The following is a 21,803-nucleotide window of genomic DNA, read 5'->3' as shown; positions in this document are numbered from 1 at the left end:
CCCAGTGACCGAATGATTTTAAACGTTTTCCACCTGGTCCGCTGTGATACTGCCCTTATGCTGGGTTTTTCCCGCCAGATAGCGGGTCCGGAAGCGGGTGAAGTGCTCGCCAAGCGCAGCGGCGGCCGGGGCATCGTCCGCCAGATCCAGCAGGGCGATGGCTACTTCCGCGGTACAGTATTGTCCGTCGGCGTGCGCCTCGCGCAGATGATAGGCAGAGATGCGTGACAGATCGACGGAGATTATCGGTAGCGCGTCAAGATAAGGGCTCTTGCGGAACATTTTGCGCGCTTCGGTCCAGGTGCCGTCGAGCATAATAAATAGCGGCGGCTTGCCGGACGGCGGCGCGCTCAGGATCTGGCGCTCCGGCCCGGCATAGGAGGCAGGGAAAACCACCATCGGTTGATAATCAGGATGCGCGACCAGATCGAGCAGCGCCTGCGGCGGCTCGGTTCTCGACCATTGAAAAGCCTCGGTATCAGGCAGAATATCGGCGATGAGCCGGCCGGTGTTGCTGGGCTTCATCGGTTCTGTATCAAACATCACCAGGCAGAAGCGGCTGGTGGCCTGCGCTGGCACTAATGTTGCGCACAGGCACTGCTTGAGCGGCAGCAGGCAGCGCTGACAGCGGCGGATGCGGTTGCCGCGAGCAAGGAAAGGCCGGGTAGCACGCGCGAGGCGTTCAGCGCGCAGGCGAAGGACTGCGTTTTCAATCATGGGAGTCGCTAGAGAAAAACGCTATTGTCGCAGAGGTGAAAACGGGGCACAAGCGGTGCCCCGGAAGGATTACTGTTGGCCGGCTTCGTTCAGCCAGCTATCAAATGGCGCTTTTGGCACCGCGCCATTGAGCATGTCGATCACTTCGCCATTTTTGAACATCATAATGGTCGGGATGCTGCGGATACGAAACCGGGCGCTAAGCTCACGTTCCGCTTCGGTGTTGACTTTCACAAAACGCATCTTCCCGCTACGCTCTTCCGCGACATCTTCAAAGATCGGCGCGAAGCTACGGCAGGGGCCGCACCATGGCGCCCAGAAATCGACAACGACCGGCAGATCGTCCTTTAAGAGTTTATCCAGCGTTGCCCCGGTCGCGTTGATGACGTCGCCGTCAAAAAGATCGTGACCGCAGCGTCCGCACTTTGCGCCATCCGCGCTACGATCGTCCGGGAGGCGGTTCAGAGCCTGACAACTGGCACAAACGGTATTCATAACTAACCTCTGGTTATGGGTTGCAACGTGGCACGTGGCCGATATGTTTCTGTGATGTTACATATTATCGATTAAGTGTTATTTAAGGACAATGCGTTTTGTTCGATGAGTGCAATAGAGGCCGGCTTTTAAACGAAATCATGGCGAAGCGATGACACATCGGGTAATCTGCGCGCTTCGCGCAGCGCAGGTGGAGAAAATTGATGAGCGACGAACTGAAAAATAAAAGCGGCAAGGTCAAAGTGATGTATGTCCGCAGTGATGATGATTCTGACAAACGCACCCATAACCCACGTACCGGGAAAGGGGGAGGTCGTCCAGGAAAATCTCGTGTTGACGGCCGCAGCCGCCCTGCGCGTGACGAACGAAACAGCCGCGGCGACGATCGCAAACGTGACGACCGTAAGCGTGACGATCGCAAGCGCGATGATTTTCATCGTGACGATGCGTCTCCGTGGCGTACCGTTTCCCGTGCTCCTGGCGATGAGACGCCGGTAAAAGAAGATCACGGCGGGATCAGCGGGAAGAGCTTTATCGATCCGGAAGTACTGCGTCGTCAGCGTGCGGAAGAGACCCGCGTGTATGGCGAAAACGCCTGCCAGGCGCTGTTCCAGAGCCGTCCGGAAGCTATCGTTCGCGCCTGGTTTATCCAGAGCGTCACGCCCCGCTTTAAAGAGGCGCTGCGCTGGATGGCGGCCAACCGTAAAGCCTATCATGTGGTGGACGAAGCCGAGCTGGCGAAAGCCTCCGGCACCGAGCACCACGGCGGGGTCTGCTTCCTGATCAAAAAACGCCACGGCACTTCTGTTGCCCAGTGGGTCGCGAAGGCGGCAGAAGACGATTGCGTTCTGGCGCTGGAAGACGTGGGTAACCCGCACAACCTCGGGGCGATCATGCGCAGCTGCGCGCACTTCGGCGTGAAGGGCGTGGTGGTTCAGGATGCTGGCGTGCTGGAGTCCGGGGCGGCGATCCGTACGGCGGAGGGCGGGGCGGAGCATGTTGAACCGATCACCGGCGACAGCTTTATCGATACCCTGGATCAGTTCCGCAAAGCGGGCTACGCGATTGTCTCAACGTCCAGCCATAATGGTACGCCGCTGTTTAAAGCCGAGCTGCCGAAGAAAATGGTGCTGGTGTTAGGCCAGGAGCGTGATGGTCTGTCCGATGCGGCGATTTCCAGCTCCGATCTCAGCGTTGCCATCAACGGTACCGGCAATGTCGAAAGCCTGAACGTCTCTGTGGCGACCGGCGTCCTGCTGGCAGAATGGTGGCGTCAGAACAAGGCGTAATTCGCCTGCCTGAATGCGAAAAAGCCAGCTGATGCTGGCTTTTTTTATGGCTGTCGATCACTCGCTTTCGGCGGGGAGGACCGGCATCCAGTCGATCGGCGCTTCGCCGCGGTCAGCCAGCCACTGGTTGGTCTGTACGAAATGGTTGCTGCCAAAGAAGCCGCGATGCGCAGAGAGCGGCGATGGGTGCGGCGCTTTCAGCACGCAGTGGCGCTGACGATCGATAATCGCGCCTTTCTTCTGCGCATGAGAACCCCACAGCAGAAAGACCACCCCCTCGCAATGCTCATTGATTAACGCGATAACTTTATCGGTAAAGGTCTCCCAGCCAAGGCTGGCGTGCGAGTGCGCCTGCCCGGCGCGGACGGTCAGGACCGTATTAAGCAGAAGTACGCCCTGACGCGCCCAGCTTTCGAGATAACCGTGAGTGGGGCGAGTAAAACCGGGGATCGTGGCCTCCAGCTCTTTGTACATGTTCAAGAGCGAGGGCGGGATCGCGACGCCCGGGCGAACCGAGAATGCCAGACCATGGGCCTGACCCGGGCCGTGATAGGGATCCTGGCCGAGAATGACGACTTTGACGTCGCCCAGCTCGGTAAAGCGAAACGCATTGAAGACGTCTTTTTGCGGTGGGTAGATGGTGATCCCGGACTGGCGCTCTTCGGCGACGGTCTTCAGTGTATTGAGAAAATAGGGTTGTTGCTTTTCATCCGCCAGCACGTCATGCCAGGTTAAAGAGGTGGTCATCTTGCTCTCCTGCAAAGGGTCATCGCTATAGCTTAACGGCTTCTTTCTACAGAACAAAATCGGCACGGCTTGATGTGGGCTTTTATGCAAAAAAAATTGAAAATTTACAAAATTATTTATGAGACCCCATGGCCTAACTTGATGTAAAACAATAAAATCCCCCTATACCCACTTTGTGTGAGTGGTTTTTATTGATTTATATCAAGGAATGCCGAGGGTGCGGCTGATATATATACACTCATACAACAATGGTTTTACCAATTGGCCGCGAAGAGGCCAAAATCGAATAAACACTGCCTGGGAGGCATCAAATGATTACTGGTATCCAAATTACTAAAGCGGCAAACGACGACCTGCTGAACTCTTTCTGGCTGCTGGACAGCGAAAAAGGCGAAGCGCGCTGCCTGTGTGCCAAAGGTGGTTTTGCGGAAGACGACGTGGTGGCGGTGAGCAAACTGGGTGAAATCGAATACCGTGAAATTCCGGTAGACGTGAAACCAGAAGTTCGCGTGGAAGGCGGTCAGCACCTGAACGTGAACGTGCTGCGTCGCGAAACTCTGCTGGACGCGGTTGAGCACCCGGAAAAATACCCGCAGCTGACCATTCGTGTTTCCGGCTATGCGGTACGCTTCAACTCCCTGACTCCGGAACAGCAGCGCGACGTTATCGCCCGTACCTTTACCGAAAGCCTGTAAGGCTGAAGCCAGATGTGAAAACGCCGGGATGTCCCGGCGTTTTTTTTACTCTTCAGTGGACGTTGATGGCGTCCCGGCCGCGCTTGGCTTACGGCGCTTACCGATATTTTTGGTGTCGCGGTGGCGTTTCTTCACCCGCGGTTTCTCTTTTTCTTTCTCTTTTTTCTCGGCGCGCTTCGCCAATACTTTCTTCGACGGTTTACCGGTTAACTTCTCGCTCGGCGCGCGGGTTTTCGGTCGCAATTCATCAATCACGCGGGCTTTCAGCGGTTCTTCAACGTAGCGGCCGATCTTGCCCAGCAGCAGGTGGTCATGCGCTTCAACCAGCGAAATGGCGATGCCTTTTTTACCGGCGCGGCCGGTACGACCGATACGGTGCAAATAGATATCGGCGGTGCGCGGCATGTCGAAGTTAAACACGTGGCTGACATCCGGGATATCAATACCGCGTGCGGCGACGTCGGTGGCGATCAGCACGTTCACGCGACCATCGGTCAGGCGTTTAATCGCTTCGTTGCGCTTAATCTGCACCATCTCGCCCTCCAGCCAGCAGGTGTTAATCCCTGCTTCGTGCAGCTTAGCGGCGAGTTCGTGAACGCGCTCGCGCTTACGCACGAAGACGATGGAGCGGGTTGCTTCCGGCTGCTTCAGCAAATGAATCAGCAGCGCGGTTTTATGCTCGATATCGTCGGCGCGATAGTACCACTGATGAATTTTTTTACGTTCGCGGGTCGATGGGGTAGCGGAGACTTCAACCGGCTCTTCCAGCAGGCGTTCGGCAAAATCTTTGATCGCATCGCCTTCCAGCGTGGCGGAGAACAGCATGGTCTGCTTACGCCAGCGGGTTTCACCGGCGATGGTTTCGATATCCTGAGCAAAGCCCATGTCCAGCATGCGGTCGGCTTCATCGAGGATCAGGGTCTCGACGGCGCGGCAGTCAAAGTTCTCTTCTTTAATATACTGCAGCAGGCGACCGGTGGTAGCGACCACGATATCCTGGTTTTCGCTGAACACTTCCGCGTGGTTCATGTACGCTACGCCGCCGGTAATGGTGGCGATATCCAGATGGGTATGCTTCGCCAGCTCGCGGGCGTGGTCAGCCACCTGCATCGCCAGCTCACGGGTCGGCGTCAGGATAAGAATGCGCGGCGGCCCGGATTTCTTACGCGGGAAATCGAGCAGGTGCTGCAACGCTGGCAGCAGATACGCCGCCGTTTTACCGGTGCCGGTCGGCGCTGAACCGAGAATGTCACGGCCATCGAGCGCAGGCGGAATAGCGGCGGCCTGAATGGCTGTCGGGCGAGTGAAACCTTTATCCTGGAGGGCCTCCAGCAGGTTTTCGTCGAGTTCAAGTTCGGAAAAAGTCGTTACAGTCATGTTCTACCTCTGAGTGGGCCGCCGATTATAGACGTTACTGACGTAATGTTCATCTGTTTGTAAGGCTATCTGTTCTCCGGTATTGTGCATAGCCTTACGTTCAGGAGTTTTGTCGGCAAGGTTATTGAGGATGTCTCAGTCGAAGTTTGCGCTGCCGCGCAATGGTTTTACCTTCAAACAGTTCTTTGTCGCCCACGATCGTTGCGCGATGAAGGTGGGCACTGATGGCATTTTGCTTGGCGCCTGGGCGCCGATTGCCGGGGTGAAGCATGTGCTGGATATTGGCGCGGGCAGCGGCCTGCTGGCGCTAATGCTCGCCCAGCGTACCGGTCACGATGTGCAAGTCGATGCGGTCGAACTGGACGAGGAGGCAGCCGCTCAGGCGCGGGAAAATGCCCTCGCGTCACCGTGGTCTTCGCGCATAGAAGTCTGCCAGGCCGATATCCATCAGTGGCAGCCGTCGCAAACCCGACGCTATGAACTGATAATCAGTAACCCGCCTTTTTTTGCCGAAGGCGTGCCATGCGCTACCTCGCAGCGGGAGCAGGCGCGGTATACCACGACGCTCGATCACGCCTCCCTGCTGACCTGTGCCGCAGAGCATATCACCGAAGAAGGTTTTTTTTGCGTGGTGCTGCCGGTGGATATCGGTAATGCGTTTATCGAGCGGGCAACGGCGATGGGGTGGCATTTGCGACTGCGCACTGACGTGGCGGAGACCGAACTGCGGCCGCCGCACCGGGTGCTGCTGGCGTTCTCCCCGACGGCAGGAGAGTGTTTCTGCGACAGACTGGCGATCCGCGGGCCAGAGCAGCAGTACTCTGAAGGGTTTACTGCTCTGACCGGGGATTTTTATCTCTTTATGTGAGCCAGGGGCGACAGTATCGACGGGCCGCTGTTCGGCAGCGGCTGCGGATAGTCGAGGGTATAGTGCAGCCCGCGGCTCTCCTTACGTAACATCGCGCAGCGTACGATAAGCTCCGCCACCTGCACCAGATTGCGCAGCTCCAGCAGATTATTCGAGACGCGGAAGCGGGCGTAATACTCATCCAGCTCCTGCTGGAGCATGGTAATGCGCCGCAGGGCGCGCTCCAGTCTGCGCGTTGTGCGCACAATGCCGACATAATCCCACATCAGCAGGCGCAGCTCGTGCCAGTTATGCTGGATAACCACCAGTTCATCCGGGATCTCCACCTGACTTTCATCCCACGCCGGCAGGGTGGTGACCTTCTGAGCCAGCGGCAGGCGCCGGGCGATATCCTCCGCGGCGGACCAGCCGTAGACCAGACACTCCAGCAGCGAGTTCGAGGCCATGCGGTTGGCGCCGTGCAGCCCGGTATAGCTGACTTCGCCGATGGCGTATAAGCCATCGACGTCAGTACGGCCATTATCATCCACCATCACGCCGCCGCAGGTGTAATGCGCGGCGGGGACGACCGGCACCGGATCTTTGGTTAAATCAATTCCCAGACCGAGCAGCTTTTCGTAAATCATCGGGAAGTGCTGGCGAACAAACGCCTCGGGTTTATGGCTGATATCAAGGAACATACAGTCAACGCCCAGGCGCTTCATTTCATGGTCGATGGCGCGGGCGACGATATCGCGCGGGGCCAGCTCGCCGCGCTCGTCAAAGTCCGGCATAAAGCGGGTGCCGTCCGGGCGTTTAAGGTGGGCGCCTTCGCCGCGCAGCGCTTCAGTAAGCAGGAAATTGCGTGCCTGTGGATGATACAGCGCGGTGGGGTGGAACTGGTTGAATTCGAGATTCGCTACCCGGCAGCCCGCCCGCCAGGCCATCGCAATGCCGTCTCCGGAAGAGACGTCAGGGTTAGTGGTATATTGATAAACCTTGGCGGCCCCGCCGGTCGCAAGCACCACCGCCTTCGCGCTGCAGGTTTCTACCCGCTCTTTATTGCGGTTCCAGATCCAGGCCCCGACCACCCGGCGCGTGCCCGGCAGGCCAATCTTGTCCGAGACAATCAAATCAACGGCATTGCTGCGCTCAATGATGCGGATATTAGGATGAGCAAGGGCTTTATCGACCAGCGTTGTCTCTACCGCTTTGCCGGTAGCGTCGGCGGCGTGAAGAATGCGTCGATGGCTGTGCCCCCCTTCGCGAGTGAGATGGTAGCTCTCTTCGCCATTGGCCTGGACCTGGGTGTCAAACAGCACGCCCTGATCGATAAGCCATTGTACGCACGGTCTGGCGTTGCTGGCGACGAAGGTGACCGCATGGCGATCGCAGAGTCCCGCGCCGGCGATCAGCGTATCTTCAACATGGGATTCGATACTGTCCGTCTCATCGAAGACGGCGGCAATCCCGCCCTGCGCATAGAACGTCGAACCTTCGCTGATCGGCCCTTTACTCAGCACCGTCACCGAACTGTGCTCCGCCAGGCGCAGCGCGAGGGAGAGACCGGCAGCGCCGCTGCCGATAATCAACACATCACAAGAGAAGTCAGGAGTGGTATTCATCGTCTTTGTTTAATTTACTAAACACATTTAGCTCACAATAGCACCAGCGCGTGAGGAATCGTACATATTTTTTTGCCTGGTGTTGTGACGGCTAAACAGAAGGGGCCGGGAAAAGGGGCGTTGTGCGGTAAAAAAGAGAAGTGGAGCAGGTTGTTAGCATTGGATTTTATAGTGAAATAAACACTGTGTTACGATACCCTTCAGTCGGGCCTGCGCTTTTTCTTATTGACTAACCTGTTGTTTAGCAACCTGGGCATATAATGATTGATAACGATCTGCCGCCGTTGCCAGACAAAAAACAAAAGCGTAACGGAACTTTATTGTTTTCATGCACTCCAACAGTCAGCTTGCTCATAATGCAGATTTTGGGTGGTGTTTTGAAGACGCATGGGAATTGGGTTTGGGGAGACATTACCTCGGATGAGCGAGCAGTTAACGGATCAGGTCCTTGTTGAACGGGTCCAGAAAGGAGATCAGAAAGCGTTTAATTTGCTGGTGGTGCGCTATCAGCATAAGGTCGCGAGTCTGGTTTCCCGCTATGTACCGCCGGGCGATATCGCTGACGTTGTTCAGGAATCGTTCGTTAAGGCATGGCGTGCGCTGGACTCTTTCCGGGGAGATAGCGCTTTTTACACCTGGTTATACCGTATCGCCGTCAACACGGCGAAGAATTATCTGGTTGCTCAGGGACGCCGTCCGCCGTCCAGCGATGTTGACGCCAACGAGGCGGAAAACTTCGAAAGCGGCGGGGCGTTGAAAGAAATTTCGAACCCTGAGAACTTAATGTTGTCAGAAGAACTGAGACAAATAGTTTTTCGTACCATTGAATCGCTCCCGGAAGATTTACGCATGGCAATTACGTTACGGGAGCTGGATGGCCTGAGCTATGAAGAGATAGCCGCTATCATGGATTGTCCGGTTGGGACGGTGCGTTCGCGTATCTTCCGGGCGCGAGAAGCTATTGATAATAAAGTTCAACCGCTTATCAGGCGTTGACGATAGCGGAATACTGGAAAAGGGTATCAGGCATGCAGAAAGAACAACTTTCGGCTTTAATGGATGGTGAAACGCTGGATAAAGAACTGCTCAACGAGCTGAGCCGTTCCTCTGAGATGCAAAAAACCTGGGAGAGCTATCACCTCATTCGCGATACGCTGCGTGGCGATACCGCAGAGGTGCTGCAATTCGATATCTCCGCCCGGGTGATGGCCGCCATTGAAAATGAGCCCGTTCGTCAGACGGCGCCGCTTATTCCTGAATCTCAGCCCGCACCCCACCAGTGGCGGCAGATGCCGTTCTGGAACAAAGTGCGTCCATGGGCCAGCTCACTCACCCAAATGGGCGTTGCCGCCTGCGTATCGCTTGCGGTTATCGTCGGCGTCCAGCACTATAATGGGCAATCTGATGCGACTCAGCAGCCAGAGGCGCCAGTGTTCAATACCCTGCCGATGATGGGTAAAGCGAGCCCGGTAAGCCTTGGCGTGCCGGCTGACGCATCAGCGGGTAGCGGCCAGCAGGCGCAAGTCCAGGAACAGCGCCGCCGGATTAACGCCATGTTGCAGGACTATGAACTGCAGCGCCGCCTGCACGCTGAGCAGCTGCAGTTTGGCCAGGCCCAGACTCAGCAGGCAGCAGTCCAGGTGCCGGGTTATCAAACTTTAGGAACGCAATCGCAGTAATGAAGCAACTTTGGTGTGCCATGTCGCTCATGGCAGGCAGCCTGTTGTTCTCTGTCAACGCCTCGGCTGATACATCGTCCGGGGCGTTGTTGCAGCAGATGAACCTGGCCAGCCAGTCCCTCAATTATGAGCTGTCTTTCGTCAGCATCAATAAACAAGGCGTTGAGTCGCTGCGCTATCGTCATGCGCGACTGAACAATCAACCGCTGGCGCAACTGCTGCAGCTGGACGGTCCGCGCCGGGAAGTGGTCCTGCGCGGCACGGAAATCAGCTATTTTGAACCCGGTCTCGATCCTTTCACCCTCAACGGCGACTACATCGTCGATTCGCTGCCATCGTTGGTTTATAGCGATTTCAAACGCCTCTCCGCTGCGTATGATTTTATCTCCGTTGGCCGTACCCGTATCGCTGACCGCCTCTGCGACGTGATCCGCGTCGTAGCTCGCGACGGTACGCGCTATAGCTTTATCGCCTGGCTGGACGCCGAGACCAAACTGCCGCTGCGCGTCGATTTGCTCGACCGCGACGGTGAAACGCTGGAGCAGTTCCGGGTTGTCTCCTTCAACGTTGGCGATAACGTCAGCGCCAGCATGGAGACGCTGGCAAAAGCGAATCTACCGCCGCAGCTGTCCGTCCCTGAAGGGGGCGACAAAGCCAACTTCAACTGGGCGCCAACGTGGCTTCCCCAGGGGATGGCTGAAGTTTCCAGCAGTCAGCGCCGTTTGCCCACTTTTGACGGTCCAGTCGAATCACGTCTCTATTCCGACGGCTTGTTCAGCTTCTCGATCAATATCAACCGCGCCACGGCGGCCAGCAGCGACCAGCTGTTGCGCACCGGCCGACGTACCGTCAGCACGACGGTACGCGATAACGCGGAGATCACCGTGGTGGGCGAACTGCCGCCGCAGACGGCGAAGCGTATCTCTGACAGTATTAAATTCAAGGCAGTACAATGATTAAAGAGTGGGCCACCGTGGTTTCCTGGCATAACGGCGTGGCGCAGGTGCACTGCGACGTTAAAGCCTCCTGCAGCAGCTGCGCTTCCCGTGCCGGCTGCGGTAGCCGGGTGTTAAACAAGCTGGGGCCGCAGACCAGCCATACCATTAGCGTGCCCTGCGAGCAGCCATTGGCCGCGGGGCAAAAAGTGGAGCTGGGGATCGCTGAAAGTAGCCTGCTGGGCTCAGCGCTGCTCGTCTATATGGCGCCGCTGGTGGGGCTGTTTGTGATGGCGTCCATTTTCCAGGTGCTGTTTGCCAGCGATATCGCGTCACTTTGCGGCGCGCTGCTGGGCGGCGTCGGCGGCTTCCTGGTGGCGCGCGGTCTGTCGCCGCAGCTGGCTGCTCGCCAGTCATGGCAGCCGGTGATTTTAAGCGTCGGTTTGCCGCCGGATCTGCTGCGTGTTGATACGCCCTCCTCTGAAATGGGGCAGTGATTTCACTGCCCCTCATCTTTATTTACTCTTCCTGTAACAACGCCACAATTTCTGCCGTTATGCTGGATCTAACAGCATTTCCTGGTTTCACGGATGTAGTGTAGAATGCGGCGTTTTCGGATTAAAAAACGTCAGGCACAGTACAGCGGCCTCATGATACTCGTAAGGCATAATTAACTCTAAATATGAAGAATATACGTAACTTTTCGATCATCGCTCACATCGACCACGGTAAGTCGACGCTGTCTGACCGTATCATCCAGATTTGCGGTGGCCTTTCTGATCGCGAAATGGCGGCCCAGGTTCTGGACTCCATGGACCTTGAACGTGAGCGCGGGATTACCATCAAGGCGCAGAGCGTCACCCTGGACTATAAAGCCAGCGATGGTGAAACTTATCAGCTCAACTTTATCGACACCCCGGGCCACGTTGACTTCTCCTATGAAGTATCGCGCTCCCTGGCGGCGTGCGAAGGCGCGCTGCTGGTGGTTGACGCCGGGCAGGGCGTAGAAGCCCAGACCCTGGCGAACTGCTATACCGCCATGGAAATGGACCTCGAAGTCGTTCCGGTGCTCAACAAGATCGACCTGCCTGCGGCCGATCCGGAGCGCGTAGCGGACGAGATTGAAGATATCGTCGGTATCGATGCTCACGACGCGGTTCGCTGCTCGGCGAAAACCGGCGTTGGCGTGCCGGACGTGCTGGAACGTCTGGTGCGCGATATTCCGCCGCCGGAAGGCGATCCGGACGCGCCGCTGCAGGCGCTGATCATCGACTCCTGGTTCGATAACTACTTAGGCGTCGTGTCGCTGGTGCGTATTAAAAACGGCACCATGCGCAAGGGCGATAAAATTAAGGTGATGAGCACCGGCCAGGTCTATAACGCTGACCGTCTGGGCATCTTCACCCCGAAACAGGTCGACCGTACCGAGCTGAAATGCGGCGAGGTAGGCTGGCTGGTCTGCGCGATCAAAGACATCCTCGGCGCGCCGGTGGGCGATACCCTGACCGCGGCGCGTAATCCAGCGGATAAAGCGCTGCCGGGCTTCAAAAAAGTGAAGCCGCAGGTCTATGCCGGTCTGTTCCCGGTGAGCTCTGATGACTATGAAAACTTCCGTGATGCGCTGGGTAAACTGAGTCTGAACGATGCTTCCTTGTTCTATGAGCCGGAAAGCTCAACGGCGCTGGGCTTTGGCTTCCGCTGCGGCTTCCTCGGCCTGTTGCACATGGAAATCATTCAGGAGCGTCTGGAGCGTGAGTACGATCTTGACCTGATTACCACGGCGCCGACGGTAGTCTATGAAGTGGAAACGACCTCCAAAGAAGTTATCTACGTCGATAGCCCGTCCAAGCTGCCGCCGCTGAATAATATTCAGGAGCTGCGTGAGCCTATCGCCGAGTGTCACATGCTGCTGCCGCAGGAGTTCCTCGGCAACGTGATCACCCTGTGTATCGAGAAGCGTGGCGTGCAGACCAACATGGTTTACCACGGTAAACAGGTGGCGCTGACCTACGAAATCCCGATGGCGGAAGTGGTTCTCGACTTCTTCGACCGCCTGAAGTCTACCTCCCGTGGCTATGCGTCGCTGGATTATAACTTCAAACGCTTCCAGGCCTCGAACATGGTGCGCGTTGACGTGCTGATCAACGGCGAGCGTGTCGATGCGCTGGCGCTGATCACCCACAACGACAACGCCCCTTATCGTGGTCGCGAACTGGTCGAGAAGATGAAAGAGCTGATCCCGCGTCAGCAGTTCGATATCGCCATTCAGGCGGCTATCGGCAACCACATCATCGCGCGCTCTACTGTGAAACAGCTGCGTAAAAACGTCCTGGCGAAATGCTACGGCGGCGACGTCAGCCGTAAGAAAAAGCTGCTGCAGAAGCAGAAAGAAGGTAAGAAGCGTATGAAGCAGGTCGGTAACGTTGAACTGCCGCAGGAAGCGTTCCTCGCCATTCTGCACGTTGGTAAAGACGGCAAATAATTAAGGAGTTGGCATGGCGAACATGTTTGCCCTGATTTTGGTCATTGCGACCCTTGTGACAGGGCTGTTGTGGTGTCTGGATAAGTTCATCTTCGCACCAAAACGTCGTGAGCGTCAGGCCGCTGCTCAGGCAGCGACCGGCGAGCAACTGGATAAGAAAACGCTGAAGAAAGTGGGCCCGAAACCGGGCTGGCTGGAAACTGGCGCCTCGGTCTTCCCGGTGCTGGCGATTGTGCTGATTGTGCGTTCGTTTATCTATGAACCTTTCCAGATCCCGTCAGGTTCGATGATGCCGACCCTGCTGATTGGCGATTTCATCCTGGTGGAGAAATTCGCTTACGGCATTAAAGATCCGATCTACCAGAAAACGCTGATCGAAACGGGTCATCCAAAGCGCGGCGACATCGTGGTGTTTAAATATCCGGAAGATCCGCGTCTCGACTACATTAAGCGCGCGGTGGGATTACCGGGCGATAAAGTCACCTACGATCCGGTTGCCAAGCAGGTCACTATTCAGCCGGGCTGCAGCTCCGGACAGGCCTGCGGCAACGCGCTGCCGGTGACCTATTCCAATGTTGAGCCGAGCGATTTCGTTCAGACCTTCTCCCGCAGCAACGGCGGCGAAGCGTCCAGCGGTTTCTGGCAGTTGCCGAAGGGCGAAACCAAAGCGGACGGCATTCGTCTGACCGAGCGTCAGGAGACGCTGGGCGACGTCACGCACCGTATTCTGATGGTGCCGATCGCCCAGGATCAGGTTGGGATGTACTACCATCAGTCCGGCCTGCCGCTGGCCACCTGGATTGTACCGCCCGGTCAGTATTTTATGATGGGTGACAACCGGGATAACAGCGCCGACAGCCGCTACTGGGGCTTTGTGCCGGAAGCGAACCTGGTCGGAAAAGCGACCGCTATCTGGATGAGTTTTGAAAAACAGGAAGGTGAATGGCCGACCGGCGTGCGGTTATCGCGCATTGGTGGAATTCATTAATTTCCCCTGTTGAATTCACGTCGCTGCGATAACCGCAGCGACGTGAATTATTTAATATTTAAATCCATTCAAACTAACGACATCACGTGTCGTTGCGTATAGAATATCCCCCCGAAGTTTTTGGTTGTCGCTCTGCCGGGTGACACTGCACACGAAAGCGTATTGGACTGTTTCAACTTGCTGTATGAAGCGTATGCTCAGGTCGGTTTCGTGTGCTGCATCTTTGACGCATTCATTTATTGGTAACGCATGAACCCCATCGTAATTAATCGGCTTCAACGAAAGCTGGGCTACACTTTTCATCATCAGGAGCTGTTGCAACAGGCATTAACTCACCGCAGTGCCAGCAGCAAACATAATGAGCGCCTGGAGTTTTTAGGTGACTCCATTTTAAGTTTTGTGATCGCGAATGCGCTCTATCATCGTTTTCCTCGCGTAGACGAAGGCGATATGAGCCGCATGCGCGCGACGCTGGTGCGTGGCAACACGCTGGCGGAGATCGCTCGCGAGTTTGAACTGGGTGAGTGTCTGCGCCTCGGGCCGGGCGAACTGAAAAGCGGCGGTTTCCGTCGCGAATCCATTCTCGCGGACACCGTTGAAGCGTTAATTGGCGGGGTTTTCCTCGACAGCGATATTCAGAACGTTGAACGCTTAATCCTCTCCTGGTATCAGACCCGTCTGGACGAAATCAGTCCGGGCGATAAGCAAAAGGATCCGAAGACGCGTCTGCAGGAGTATCTGCAGGGACGTCATCTGCCGCTGCCGTCCTACCTGGTGGTCCAGGTGCGTGGCGAAGCGCACGATCAGGAATTTACTATCCACTGCCAGGTCAGTGGCCTGAGTGAACCGGTGGTTGGCACAGGTTCCAGCCGTCGCAAGGCGGAGCAGGCTGCCGCCGAACAGGCGCTGAAAAAACTGGAGCTGGAATGAGCGAAGAAAAAAGTTATTGCGGATTTGTCGCCATCGTTGGTCGTCCAAACGTTGGCAAATCCACGCTGTTGAATAAGCTGCTTGGGCAGAAGATTTCGATCACTTCCCGAAAAGCGCAAACGACGCGTCACCGCATCGTCGGTATCCATACCGAAGGGCCGTATCAGGCGATTTACGTCGATACCCCGGGCCTGCATATGGAAGAGAAGCGTGCCATTAACCGCTTAATGAACAAAGCGGCCAGCAGCTCAATTGGCGATGTTGAACTGGTCATTTTCGTGGTGGAAGGCACTCGCTGGACGCAAGACGACGAGATGGTGCTCAACAAGCTGCGTGACGCGAAAGCGCCAGTGATCCTCGCGGTCAATAAGGTGGATAACGTGCAGGACAAAGCGGAGCTATTGCCGCACCTGCAGTTCCTCGCCAGCCAGATGAACTTCCTCGACATTGTGCCGATCTCTGCGGAAACCGGCACCAACGTCGATACTATCGCGGCGATCGTGCGTAAGCATCTGCCGGAAGCGATCCATCACTTCCCGGAAGATTATATTACCGATCGTTCCCAGCGCTTTATGGCCTCCGAGATCATCCGTGAAAAACTGATGCGTTTTCTCGGTGCTGAGCTGCCGTACTCCGTCACTGTGGAAATCGAACGTTTCGTAACCAATGAGCGCGGCGGCTACGATATCAACGGCCTGATCCTTGTCGAGCGCGAAGGGCAGAAGAAGATGGTGATTGGCAATAAAGGCGCCAAAATTAAAACCATCGGTATCGAAGCGCGTAAGGACATGCAGGACATGTTTGAAGCGCCGGTACACCTCGAGCTGTGGGTCAAAGTGAAATCCGGCTGGGCCGATGACGAGCGCGCCCTGCGCAGTCTCGGTTACGTTGACGACCTCTGAGTTAACGCAACGTGGATGGATGGCAGCGCGCCTTTGTCCTGCATAGCCGACCGTGGAGCGAAACCAGCCTGATGCTGGACGTCTTCACGGAAGAATCGGGTCGTGTGCGCCTGGTGGCCAAAGGCGCACGCTCCAAACGCTCTAATCTCAAAGGCGCTTTACAGCCCTTTACCCCCTTACTGGTTCGCTTCGGCGGCCGCGGCGAAGTCAAAACCCTGCGCAGCGCGGAAGCCGTCTCGCTGGCGCTGCCGCTCAGTGGTATCACGCTCTACAGCGGTCTCTATGTGAACGAGCTTATCTCCCGCGTGCTGGAGCACGAAACACGCTTCTCCGAACTCTTTTTTGACTATCTGCACTGCATTCAGGCGCTTGCCGGAACCAGCGGCTCGCCGGAGCCCGCGTTGCGACGTTTTGAGCTGGCGCTGCTCGGGCACCTGGGCTATGGCGTGGATTTTCTTCACTGCGCGGGCAGCGGTGAGCCGGTGGATGACACCATGACCTATCGCTATCGCGAAGAAAAGGGCTTTATTGCCAGCCTGGTGATTGATAACAACACGTTTACCGGGCACCATTTGAAAGCGTTGGCGAGTCGCGAATTTCCAGATGTTGATACGCTGCGCGCCGCGAAGCGCTTTACCCGTATCGCCCTGAAGCCCTATCTTGGCGGCAAACCGCTTAAGAGTCGGGAATTGTTTCGCCAGTTTATGCCCGCGCGAAAGGTGCGGGCGGATAATACGAATAATGATTAATGAGGATTGTCATGGCTGAATTACTGTTAGGGGTCAATATTGACCATATCGCGACCTTGCGTAACGCGCGCGGCACCGCCTATCCGGATCCGGTTCAGGCAGCGTTCATTGCCGAGCAGGCCGGCGCTGACGGCATCACCGTGCATCTGCGCGAAGACCGTCGCCATATTACCGATCGCGATGTGCGTATCCTGCGCGAGACGCTGCACACCCGGATGAATCTTGAAATGGCGGTCACCGAAGAGATGCTGACGATCGCCTGCGAAACCAAACCACACTTCTGCTGCCTGGTGCCGGAGAAACGTCAGGAAGTCACTACCGAAGGCGGACTGGACGTTGCCGGGCAGCGCGACAAGATGCGCGATGCCTGCCAACGTCTGGCGGATGCCGGTATCCTGGTCTCTCTGTTTATCGATGCGGATAACGAGCAGATCAAAGCGGCGGCAGACGTTGGCGCGCCCTATATCGAAATTCACACCGGCTGCTATGCCGATGCCAAAACCGATGCTGAGCAGGCGAAGGAGCTGGAACGTATTGCCAAAGCGGCCACCTATGCCGCCAGCCTTGGCCTGAAGGTGAATGCCGGCCACGGTCTGACCTATCACAACGTGAAAGCGATTGCTGCGCTGCCGGAAATGCATGAGCTGAATATCGGCCATGCGATTATCGGTCGCGCAGTGATGAGTGGCCTGAAAGAGGCGGTCGCGGAAATGAAGCGTCTGATGCTGGAAGCGCGCGGCTAATGGCCATTCTCGGGCTGGGTACCGACATCGTCGAGATCGCCCGCATCGAAGCGGTGATCGCCCGCAGCGGCGATCGCCTTGCCCGCCGGGTGCTGAGCGACCATGAATGGAGCATCTGGGAGCAGCACCAGCAGCCGGTGCGTTTCCTGGCGAAACGCTTTGCGGTCAAGGAAGCGGCGGCGAAAGCGCTGGGAACCGGGATCCGTAACGGACTGGCGTTTAATCAGTTCGAGGTATACAACGACGAGCTGGGCAAGCCGAAGCTGCGGCTATGGGGCGAAGCAAAGCTTTTGGCGGAACGAATGGGGGTAAGGGCTATTCATGTCACCCTCGCCGATGAACGCCACTACGCCTGCGCCACGGTGATTGTCGAAAGCTAGCCAGGATGGCGGTTAAATTTTATCCGCGTGGTGCATCAGCACGAATTTGTCCCACAGCTGTTCTTCACTCTCGACGTGTGCCGGATCTTTCAGGATCGTATTCGGGATCGGGCACACTTTCTGGCAGGTTGGCGTGTCGTAATGACCCACGCACTCGGTGCAGCGGTCGCTGTTAATTTCATAAATGCTATCACCCATCGAAATGGCCTCATTCGGGCACTCCGGTTCGCACATATCGCAGTTGATGCATTTTTTGGTAATTAACAGCGCCATCAGGAAAGTCTCAGAAACAACACAAACAGGGCGGGCATTATACGCCCATTTTCTGCTCAGACCAGCTTTTTCACCAGCGCTTCGCTATGGCGAATGCGCTCCGGCGCCCGCTCCAGATCCTGCTGCACCAGCCCCATAAACAGCAGGTCGGTGAGCATCATTTGCGCGCTGGTGGAGGAGATGGCCGCGCTGCGCGTCGCCTGCTCTTCGGCAATGGTATACAGGCAGTGGGTTGCCTGCTGCTGCAGGGCGTTAGGGCTAAAGCCGGTGATCGCCAGGATCTTGCAGCCCACGCGCAGCGCTTCACCTGCCGCCATATTGATCTCCCGGCGCTCGCCGGAGTAAGAGATCGCCAGCAGCAGATCGTCGCTGGACATGGCCTGCACTGTCGCCAGCAGGGCGTGCATATCCTGCTCAGAAACCGCGTTGATGCCGATCTTCATCAGCTTCCAGCTAAAGTTACGCGCCACCAGACCGGACGCGCCGATGCCGGTGACGATCACCCGCCGGGCGTTGCGCAGCAGCGTGACGGCTTCCCGCAGCGTCTCTTCAGTATTGACGTCCAGCGAGGCATGCATGGCGGCGACATTGTCTTTAATGAGTTTCTCGCCGACCAGACGCAGCGGGTCGTCACCGCGAATGTGGTTATGTACCGGAACCGAGTGCGGATCCGGGCTGCTGGCCAGCGCTTCACTCAGCGCCAGCTTCAGCGCCGGAAAGCCTTTGAACCCCAGTTTCTGGGCAAATTTAACCACGCTGGACTGACTCACACCGGCTTCCGCCGCCAGCTGCTGCGAGCTGAGGTGCCGGGTCTCATCGGGCTGGCTCAGAATATAATCGGCCAACTTTTTGTCGCTCGCCGCCAGGGTGGGATAGCGCTGACGAATACGCGTTAAACAGTTCATTGGAGCTCCGCTGGAGCCGTCCGGCTCGTGACTGACAGAATTTTTATTCGATTATAAGGGGTATACCACGAATTAAAAATTCTTGAGCCACAATTTTTCCTTCGCCTGCTAATTTAATTGTTCCTTAACGGCAGGGGATGTTTTCCCTCTTCGCGGCGTAAGGCTGTTAAGCTTAACCTAACGAGAAGCGAGTCCTGACATAAGGAGGCAGTTTGCAGCACAATGAACGGAAAGTGGTGTTTTTCGATCTGGACGGAACCTTGCATCAGCAGGATATGTTCGGCAGTTTCCTGCGCTACCTGCTGCGTAATCTGCCGCTAAACCTGCTGCTGGTGGTGGCGATGGGGCCGGCGATCCTTGCCGGGCTGGCGGTGTGTGGGCGGGCGGCGCGCTGGCCAATGAGCCTCCTGCTGTGGGCGTCAACCTTTGGCCGTCGCGAGGCGGTACTGAAGCGGCTGGAAGCGGAATTTGTCGGCTGGTTTCGCCATCATGTGACGGCGTTTCCGGTGGTTCATGCGCGGCTCACGGCCTACCTGACCAGTACCGATGCCGACGTCTGGTTGATCACCGGCTCGCCGCAGTCGCTGGTGGAGCAGGTCTATCGCGATACTCTCTGGCTGCCGCGGGTGAATCTGATAGCCAGCCGCACCGCGCGCCGCTGGGGCGGCTGGGTATTGACCCTGCGCTGCCTGGGGCATGAAAAAGTGGTGCAGCTGGAGAAAAAGATTGGCGCGCCGCTGCGGCTGTACAGCGGCTATAGCGACAGCGAGCAGGACAACCCGTTGCTCGGCTTTTGCCAGCATCGCTGGCGGGTAACGCCTCAGGGAGAGCTCCAGCAGCTGGAGTAATAGTGTGTAATTGATAGCGCCCATGTATAATGCGCCCCGCTTTTTCTGCTGGAGTGGCCGCTGTGTCTGACCTCGAACTCAATGATGAATACTGGATGCGTCATGCCCTGACGCTGGCAAAGCGCGCCTGGGAAGAGGGCGAGGTGCCGGTGGGCGCGGTGCTGGTGTATAACAACCAGGTCATCGGCGAGGGCTGGAACCGGCCGATCGGCCGTCACGACCCCACCGCTCACGCGGAAATTATGGCTTTACGCCAGGGCGGGCTGGTGCTGCAAAACTATCGCCTGATCGACGCCACGCTGTACGTGACCCTGGAGCCTTGCGTCATGTGTGCTGGCGCCATGGTGCACAGCCGTATCGCCCGCCTGGTCTTTGGCGCCAGGGATGCCAAGACCGGCGCCGCTGGCTCGCTAATAGATGTCCTGCACCATCCGGGAATGAATCATCGGGTTGAAATAAGCGAAGGTGTGCTGGCGGAGTCCTGCTCTACCATGCTGAGCGACTTCTTTCGCTGGCGGCGGGAAGAGAAAAAAGCGCTGAAGAAAGCCCGGGAGCAGACCGGAGAAGGTTAATACAGGTGGCCGGGGAGTTTTAACCGGGCATTATCCATCTGCTTATCGGCGCGAAACTTGAAAAAGGGCAGGGTGGTCTCCTGCGGCTGTTCGAGTTCATTCGGGAGCACGGCCGGGTAATCCTCCGCCAGGGCCAGCGTTTGCTGTTGCTGGCGCTCCTTCTCTGACAAATAGCCGACAAGGCTTATCTGATATTTGCGGATGTTTTCCACATAGGCGTAGGCCTCATGGCCGCGCGCGTAGCCGTATTTAAGTTTGCTGTAATAGGGCTTCTGGCTCAACAGGGGTAAACGCAGCTTAACGTCTGCCCAGCTGTTGGGATTGCCTTTTTGTTTGCGGGTGAGCGCCATGGCGTCCAGCATATGGGCATAGCCCATATTGTAAGCAGCCAGCGCAAACCAGATGCGTTCGTCTTTCGGAATCGAATCCGGCACTTTATCCATCATATCCTGCAGATAGCGCATGCCGCCGTCGATACTCTGCGCCGCATCGGTCCGGTCAGTCAGTCCCAGACTTTGCGCGGTGTTGCGCGTTAGCATCATCATGCCGCGCACGCCGGTGGGGGAAGTGGCCTGCGGATCCCAGTGGGATTCCTGCCAGGCGATCGCGGCCAGCAGGCGCCAGTCAATCTCGCGGGCGTACTTTTCAAATAGTGGCTGCACGTCCGGGAGAATATTTTCCACTGCACGGAGGAAGGTGCGGGTGTCGACATAATCGAAGTCGTTGCCGTGGCCGAGGTATTTCTCCTCCAGGCGCGCCAGCGTCCCGTCTTCATTAATGTTATTGAAGAAATCAAGCATTGCGGCCGACAGCGAATTATCTTCGCCCCGGGCGCTAAACCAGGTGACCGGCTGTTCGTCGGTGATATCCAGGGCCACCGCCAGCTCCGGATGGACGCGCTGAAACAGGCTGACGGCCACCGAATCGGCGACGGTGTAATCGAGTTTGCCGTCAATCACCGCCTGCATCAGCGCCGTGGTACCGCGCTTCTCGTCCACGCGCCAGGTAAGATCCGGATATTTCTCCGCTTTTAAGGCCTGCAGGTCGTTGATCGCCACGTGGCCCGGAGCGATAGTGAGTTGCTCGGCGGTTAGCGACGCGAGAGTGCGCGGCCGGATATTACCGACACGATAGACCAGCTGTTGGGAAACAGAATAGTAGGTGGGGCCAGCCTGGTAGTTTTTCACCCGCTCCTGGTTATAAACCAGACCGGCAGCCAGCATATCGGCCTGACCGTCGTCGAGGTCGTCAAACAGCTGGCTGATATTCTGCCGGACGGTTATCTTAAGCGTCACGCCCAGATAGTCAGCAAACTGCTTCGCCAGTTCATAATCCAGACCGAACGTTTTATCGTTCATGGTGGCGAAGGTCATCGGCGAGTTGATGGTGCTGATGCGCAGCTCGCCGCGAGCGATAATACCCGCCACCCGGTTCTCGGGTTTACTGGACCAGGGGATTGACGGCCACAGGGCCGCCGCCAGCAAAAGGGTGACAATGCCGATCAGCAGATAATTAATCTTTAATTTTTTCAGAGCGTTAATCTTCTGCAGCTTCAGGTTCCTCAGCAGGCGATGTCCGGAAAAAACGCAAGGTTGTCGTCGAATGTGCGGCATTCTGCTTAAGAA

General features: G+C 56.9%; 25 protein-coding genes. 17 read left to right on the top strand and 8 right to left on the bottom strand.

What is annotated here, in order from left to right; all coding sequences use genetic code 11:
• Positions 1 to 18 precede the first annotated feature (18 nt).
• Both tapT and trxC read right to left on the bottom strand, forming a co-directional pair.
• On the bottom strand, positions 19 to 717 hold the full coding sequence (gene tapT / locus HMPREF3142_RS25920; protein WP_064170353.1) for a tRNA-uridine aminocarboxypropyltransferase: 699 nt from the start codon (positions 715 to 717) through the stop codon (positions 19 to 21).
• 69 nt (positions 718 to 786) lie between these two features.
• A complete protein-coding gene (gene trxC, locus HMPREF3142_RS25915) occupies positions 787 to 1,212 on the bottom strand; it encodes a thioredoxin TrxC (RefSeq protein ID WP_002914091.1) in 426 nt (141 codons plus the stop codon).
• Between the two features lie 203 nt (positions 1,213 to 1,415).
• Between trxC and HMPREF3142_RS25910 the strand changes: the two genes are divergently transcribed.
• A complete protein-coding gene (locus HMPREF3142_RS25910) occupies positions 1,416 to 2,501 on the top strand; it encodes a tRNA/rRNA methyltransferase (protein WP_022064862.1) in 1,086 nt (361 codons plus the stop codon).
• 57 nt (positions 2,502 to 2,558) lie between these two features.
• Here the strand turns inward: HMPREF3142_RS25910 and ung are convergent, their stop codons facing one another.
• Positions 2,559 to 3,248: a uracil-DNA glycosylase gene (ung, locus tag HMPREF3142_RS25905; protein WP_012540850.1), complete on the bottom strand. Its 690-nt coding sequence runs from the start codon at positions 3,246 to 3,248 to the stop codon at positions 2,559 to 2,561.
• 311 nt (positions 3,249 to 3,559) lie between these two features.
• Here ung and grcA point away from each other — a divergent pair, with 311 nt between their 5' ends.
• On the top strand, positions 3,560 to 3,943 hold the full coding sequence (gene grcA, locus HMPREF3142_RS25900) for an autonomous glycyl radical cofactor GrcA (RefSeq protein WP_002914084.1): 384 nt from the start codon (positions 3,560 to 3,562) through the stop codon (positions 3,941 to 3,943).
• A 45-nt stretch (positions 3,944 to 3,988) separates the two neighbouring features.
• Here grcA and srmB read toward each other — a convergent pair whose 3' ends face one another.
• On the bottom strand, positions 3,989 to 5,320 hold the full coding sequence (srmB, locus tag HMPREF3142_RS25895; RefSeq protein ID WP_012540851.1) for an ATP-dependent RNA helicase SrmB: 1,332 nt from the start codon (positions 5,318 to 5,320) through the stop codon (positions 3,989 to 3,991).
• A 130-nt stretch (positions 5,321 to 5,450) separates the two neighbouring features.
• Between srmB and trmN the strand changes: the two genes are divergently transcribed.
• The gene (gene trmN, locus HMPREF3142_RS25890; RefSeq protein WP_012967430.1) at positions 5,451 to 6,188 is read left to right on the top strand and encodes a tRNA(1)(Val) (adenine(37)-N(6))-methyltransferase TrmN; all 738 of its coding nucleotides are present in this window, start codon (positions 5,451 to 5,453) and stop codon (positions 6,186 to 6,188) included.
• Here trmN and nadB read toward each other — a convergent pair.
• Positions 6,173 to 7,792: an L-aspartate oxidase gene (gene nadB / locus HMPREF3142_RS25885; RefSeq protein WP_008803761.1), complete on the bottom strand. Its 1,620-nt coding sequence runs from the start codon at positions 7,790 to 7,792 to the stop codon at positions 6,173 to 6,175. The two genes, trmN and nadB, sit on opposite strands and share 16 nt — an antisense overlap.
• A 328-nt stretch (positions 7,793 to 8,120) precedes the next feature.
• On the opposite strand from nadB, the gene rseD reads away from it, so the two are divergent.
• The 12 genes from rseD (at position 8,121) to acpS (ending at position 17,580) form a co-directional block, all read left to right on the top strand.
• On the top strand, positions 8,121 to 8,216 hold the full coding sequence (rseD, locus tag HMPREF3142_RS30265) for a rpoE leader peptide RseD (RefSeq protein WP_121980491.1): 96 nt from the start codon (positions 8,121 to 8,123) through the stop codon (positions 8,214 to 8,216).
• Positions 8,213 to 8,788, top strand: coding sequence for an RNA polymerase sigma factor RpoE (rpoE, locus tag HMPREF3142_RS25880; RefSeq protein WP_002914074.1), 576 nt, complete (start codon positions 8,213 to 8,215; stop codon positions 8,786 to 8,788). The genes rseD and rpoE overlap by 4 nt, the downstream gene beginning before the upstream one ends.
• A gap of 32 nt (positions 8,789 to 8,820) precedes the next feature.
• Positions 8,821 to 9,471: an anti-sigma-E factor RseA gene (gene rseA / locus HMPREF3142_RS25875; protein WP_008803762.1), complete on the top strand. Its 651-nt coding sequence runs from the start codon at positions 8,821 to 8,823 to the stop codon at positions 9,469 to 9,471.
• Positions 9,471 to 10,427 (top strand): sigma-E factor regulatory protein RseB, encoded by a 957-nt coding sequence (gene rseB / locus HMPREF3142_RS25870; protein ID WP_012540854.1) that lies wholly within the window; start codon positions 9,471 to 9,473, stop codon positions 10,425 to 10,427. Before rseA ends, rseB begins: the two co-directional genes overlap by 1 nt.
• The gene (gene rseC, locus HMPREF3142_RS25865; RefSeq protein WP_008803764.1) at positions 10,424 to 10,903 is read left to right on the top strand and encodes a SoxR-reducing system protein RseC; all 480 of its coding nucleotides are present in this window, start codon (positions 10,424 to 10,426) and stop codon (positions 10,901 to 10,903) included. The genes rseB and rseC overlap by 4 nt, the downstream gene beginning before the upstream one ends.
• Positions 10,904 to 11,088: 185 nt before the next feature.
• Positions 11,089 to 12,888, top strand: a complete 1,800-nt coding sequence (gene lepA / locus HMPREF3142_RS25860) for a translation elongation factor 4 (protein WP_008803765.1) — start codon at positions 11,089 to 11,091, stop codon at positions 12,886 to 12,888.
• A 13-nt stretch (positions 12,889 to 12,901) separates the two neighbouring features.
• Complete coding sequence (lepB, locus tag HMPREF3142_RS25855) at positions 12,902 to 13,876, top strand: signal peptidase I (RefSeq protein WP_008803766.1); 975 nt, start codon at positions 12,902 to 12,904, stop codon at positions 13,874 to 13,876.
• 249 nt (positions 13,877 to 14,125) lie between these two features.
• Positions 14,126 to 14,806, top strand: coding sequence for a ribonuclease III (gene rnc, locus HMPREF3142_RS25845; protein ID WP_002914065.1), 681 nt, complete (start codon positions 14,126 to 14,128; stop codon positions 14,804 to 14,806).
• Complete coding sequence (era, locus tag HMPREF3142_RS25840) at positions 14,803 to 15,708, top strand: GTPase Era (RefSeq protein WP_008803768.1); 906 nt, start codon at positions 14,803 to 14,805, stop codon at positions 15,706 to 15,708. The genes rnc and era overlap by 4 nt, the downstream gene beginning before the upstream one ends.
• A gap of 11 nt (positions 15,709 to 15,719) precedes the next feature.
• Positions 15,720 to 16,457 (top strand): DNA repair protein RecO, encoded by a 738-nt coding sequence (recO, locus tag HMPREF3142_RS25835; protein WP_039102425.1) that lies wholly within the window; start codon positions 15,720 to 15,722, stop codon positions 16,455 to 16,457.
• An 11-nt stretch (positions 16,458 to 16,468) separates the two neighbouring features.
• On the top strand, positions 16,469 to 17,200 hold the full coding sequence (pdxJ, locus tag HMPREF3142_RS25830) for a pyridoxine 5'-phosphate synthase (RefSeq protein WP_016161646.1): 732 nt from the start codon (positions 16,469 to 16,471) through the stop codon (positions 17,198 to 17,200).
• Positions 17,200 to 17,580: a holo-ACP synthase gene (gene acpS, locus HMPREF3142_RS25825; protein ID WP_008803771.1), complete on the top strand. Its 381-nt coding sequence runs from the start codon at positions 17,200 to 17,202 to the stop codon at positions 17,578 to 17,580. The genes pdxJ and acpS overlap by 1 nt, the downstream gene beginning before the upstream one ends.
• 12 nt (positions 17,581 to 17,592) lie before the next feature.
• On the opposite strand, the gene HMPREF3142_RS25820 is transcribed toward acpS, so the two are convergent.
• Positions 17,593 to 17,853 carry a YfhL family 4Fe-4S dicluster ferredoxin gene (locus tag HMPREF3142_RS25820; RefSeq protein ID WP_004144350.1) on the bottom strand — a complete coding sequence of 87 codons (261 nt, stop codon included), beginning with the start codon at positions 17,851 to 17,853 and terminating at the stop codon, positions 17,593 to 17,595.
• A 56-nt stretch (positions 17,854 to 17,909) separates the two neighbouring features.
• The gene (locus tag HMPREF3142_RS25815; RefSeq protein WP_004144349.1) at positions 17,910 to 18,758 is read right to left on the bottom strand and encodes a MurR/RpiR family transcriptional regulator; all 849 of its coding nucleotides are present in this window, start codon (positions 18,756 to 18,758) and stop codon (positions 17,910 to 17,912) included.
• Positions 18,759 to 18,970: 212 nt separating this feature from the next.
• On the opposite strand from HMPREF3142_RS25815, the gene yfhb reads away from it, so the two are divergent.
• Positions 18,971 to 19,606: a phosphatidylglycerophosphatase C gene (gene yfhb, locus HMPREF3142_RS25810; protein WP_008803773.1), complete on the top strand. Its 636-nt coding sequence runs from the start codon at positions 18,971 to 18,973 to the stop codon at positions 19,604 to 19,606.
• A 62-nt stretch (positions 19,607 to 19,668) separates the two neighbouring features.
• Complete coding sequence (gene tadA / locus HMPREF3142_RS25805) at positions 19,669 to 20,178, top strand: tRNA adenosine(34) deaminase TadA (protein ID WP_032700879.1); 510 nt, start codon at positions 19,669 to 19,671, stop codon at positions 20,176 to 20,178.
• Here the strand turns inward: tadA and mltF are convergent.
• Positions 20,175 to 21,791 (bottom strand): membrane-bound lytic murein transglycosylase MltF, encoded by a 1,617-nt coding sequence (gene mltF / locus HMPREF3142_RS25800; RefSeq protein WP_008803775.1) that lies wholly within the window; start codon positions 21,789 to 21,791, stop codon positions 20,175 to 20,177. The genes tadA and mltF overlap by 4 nt on opposite strands.
• Positions 21,792 to 21,803: the final 12 nt, after the last annotated feature.

Origin of the sequence: Klebsiella sp. HMSC16C06 (assembly GCF_001808325.1) — a bacterium.
GTDB classification, from domain to species: Bacteria; Pseudomonadota; Gammaproteobacteria; order Enterobacterales; family Enterobacteriaceae; genus Klebsiella; species Klebsiella variicola.
Note: the sequence above shows the minus strand (reverse complement) of the source record. Positions and strands in the feature narration are given on the sequence as shown.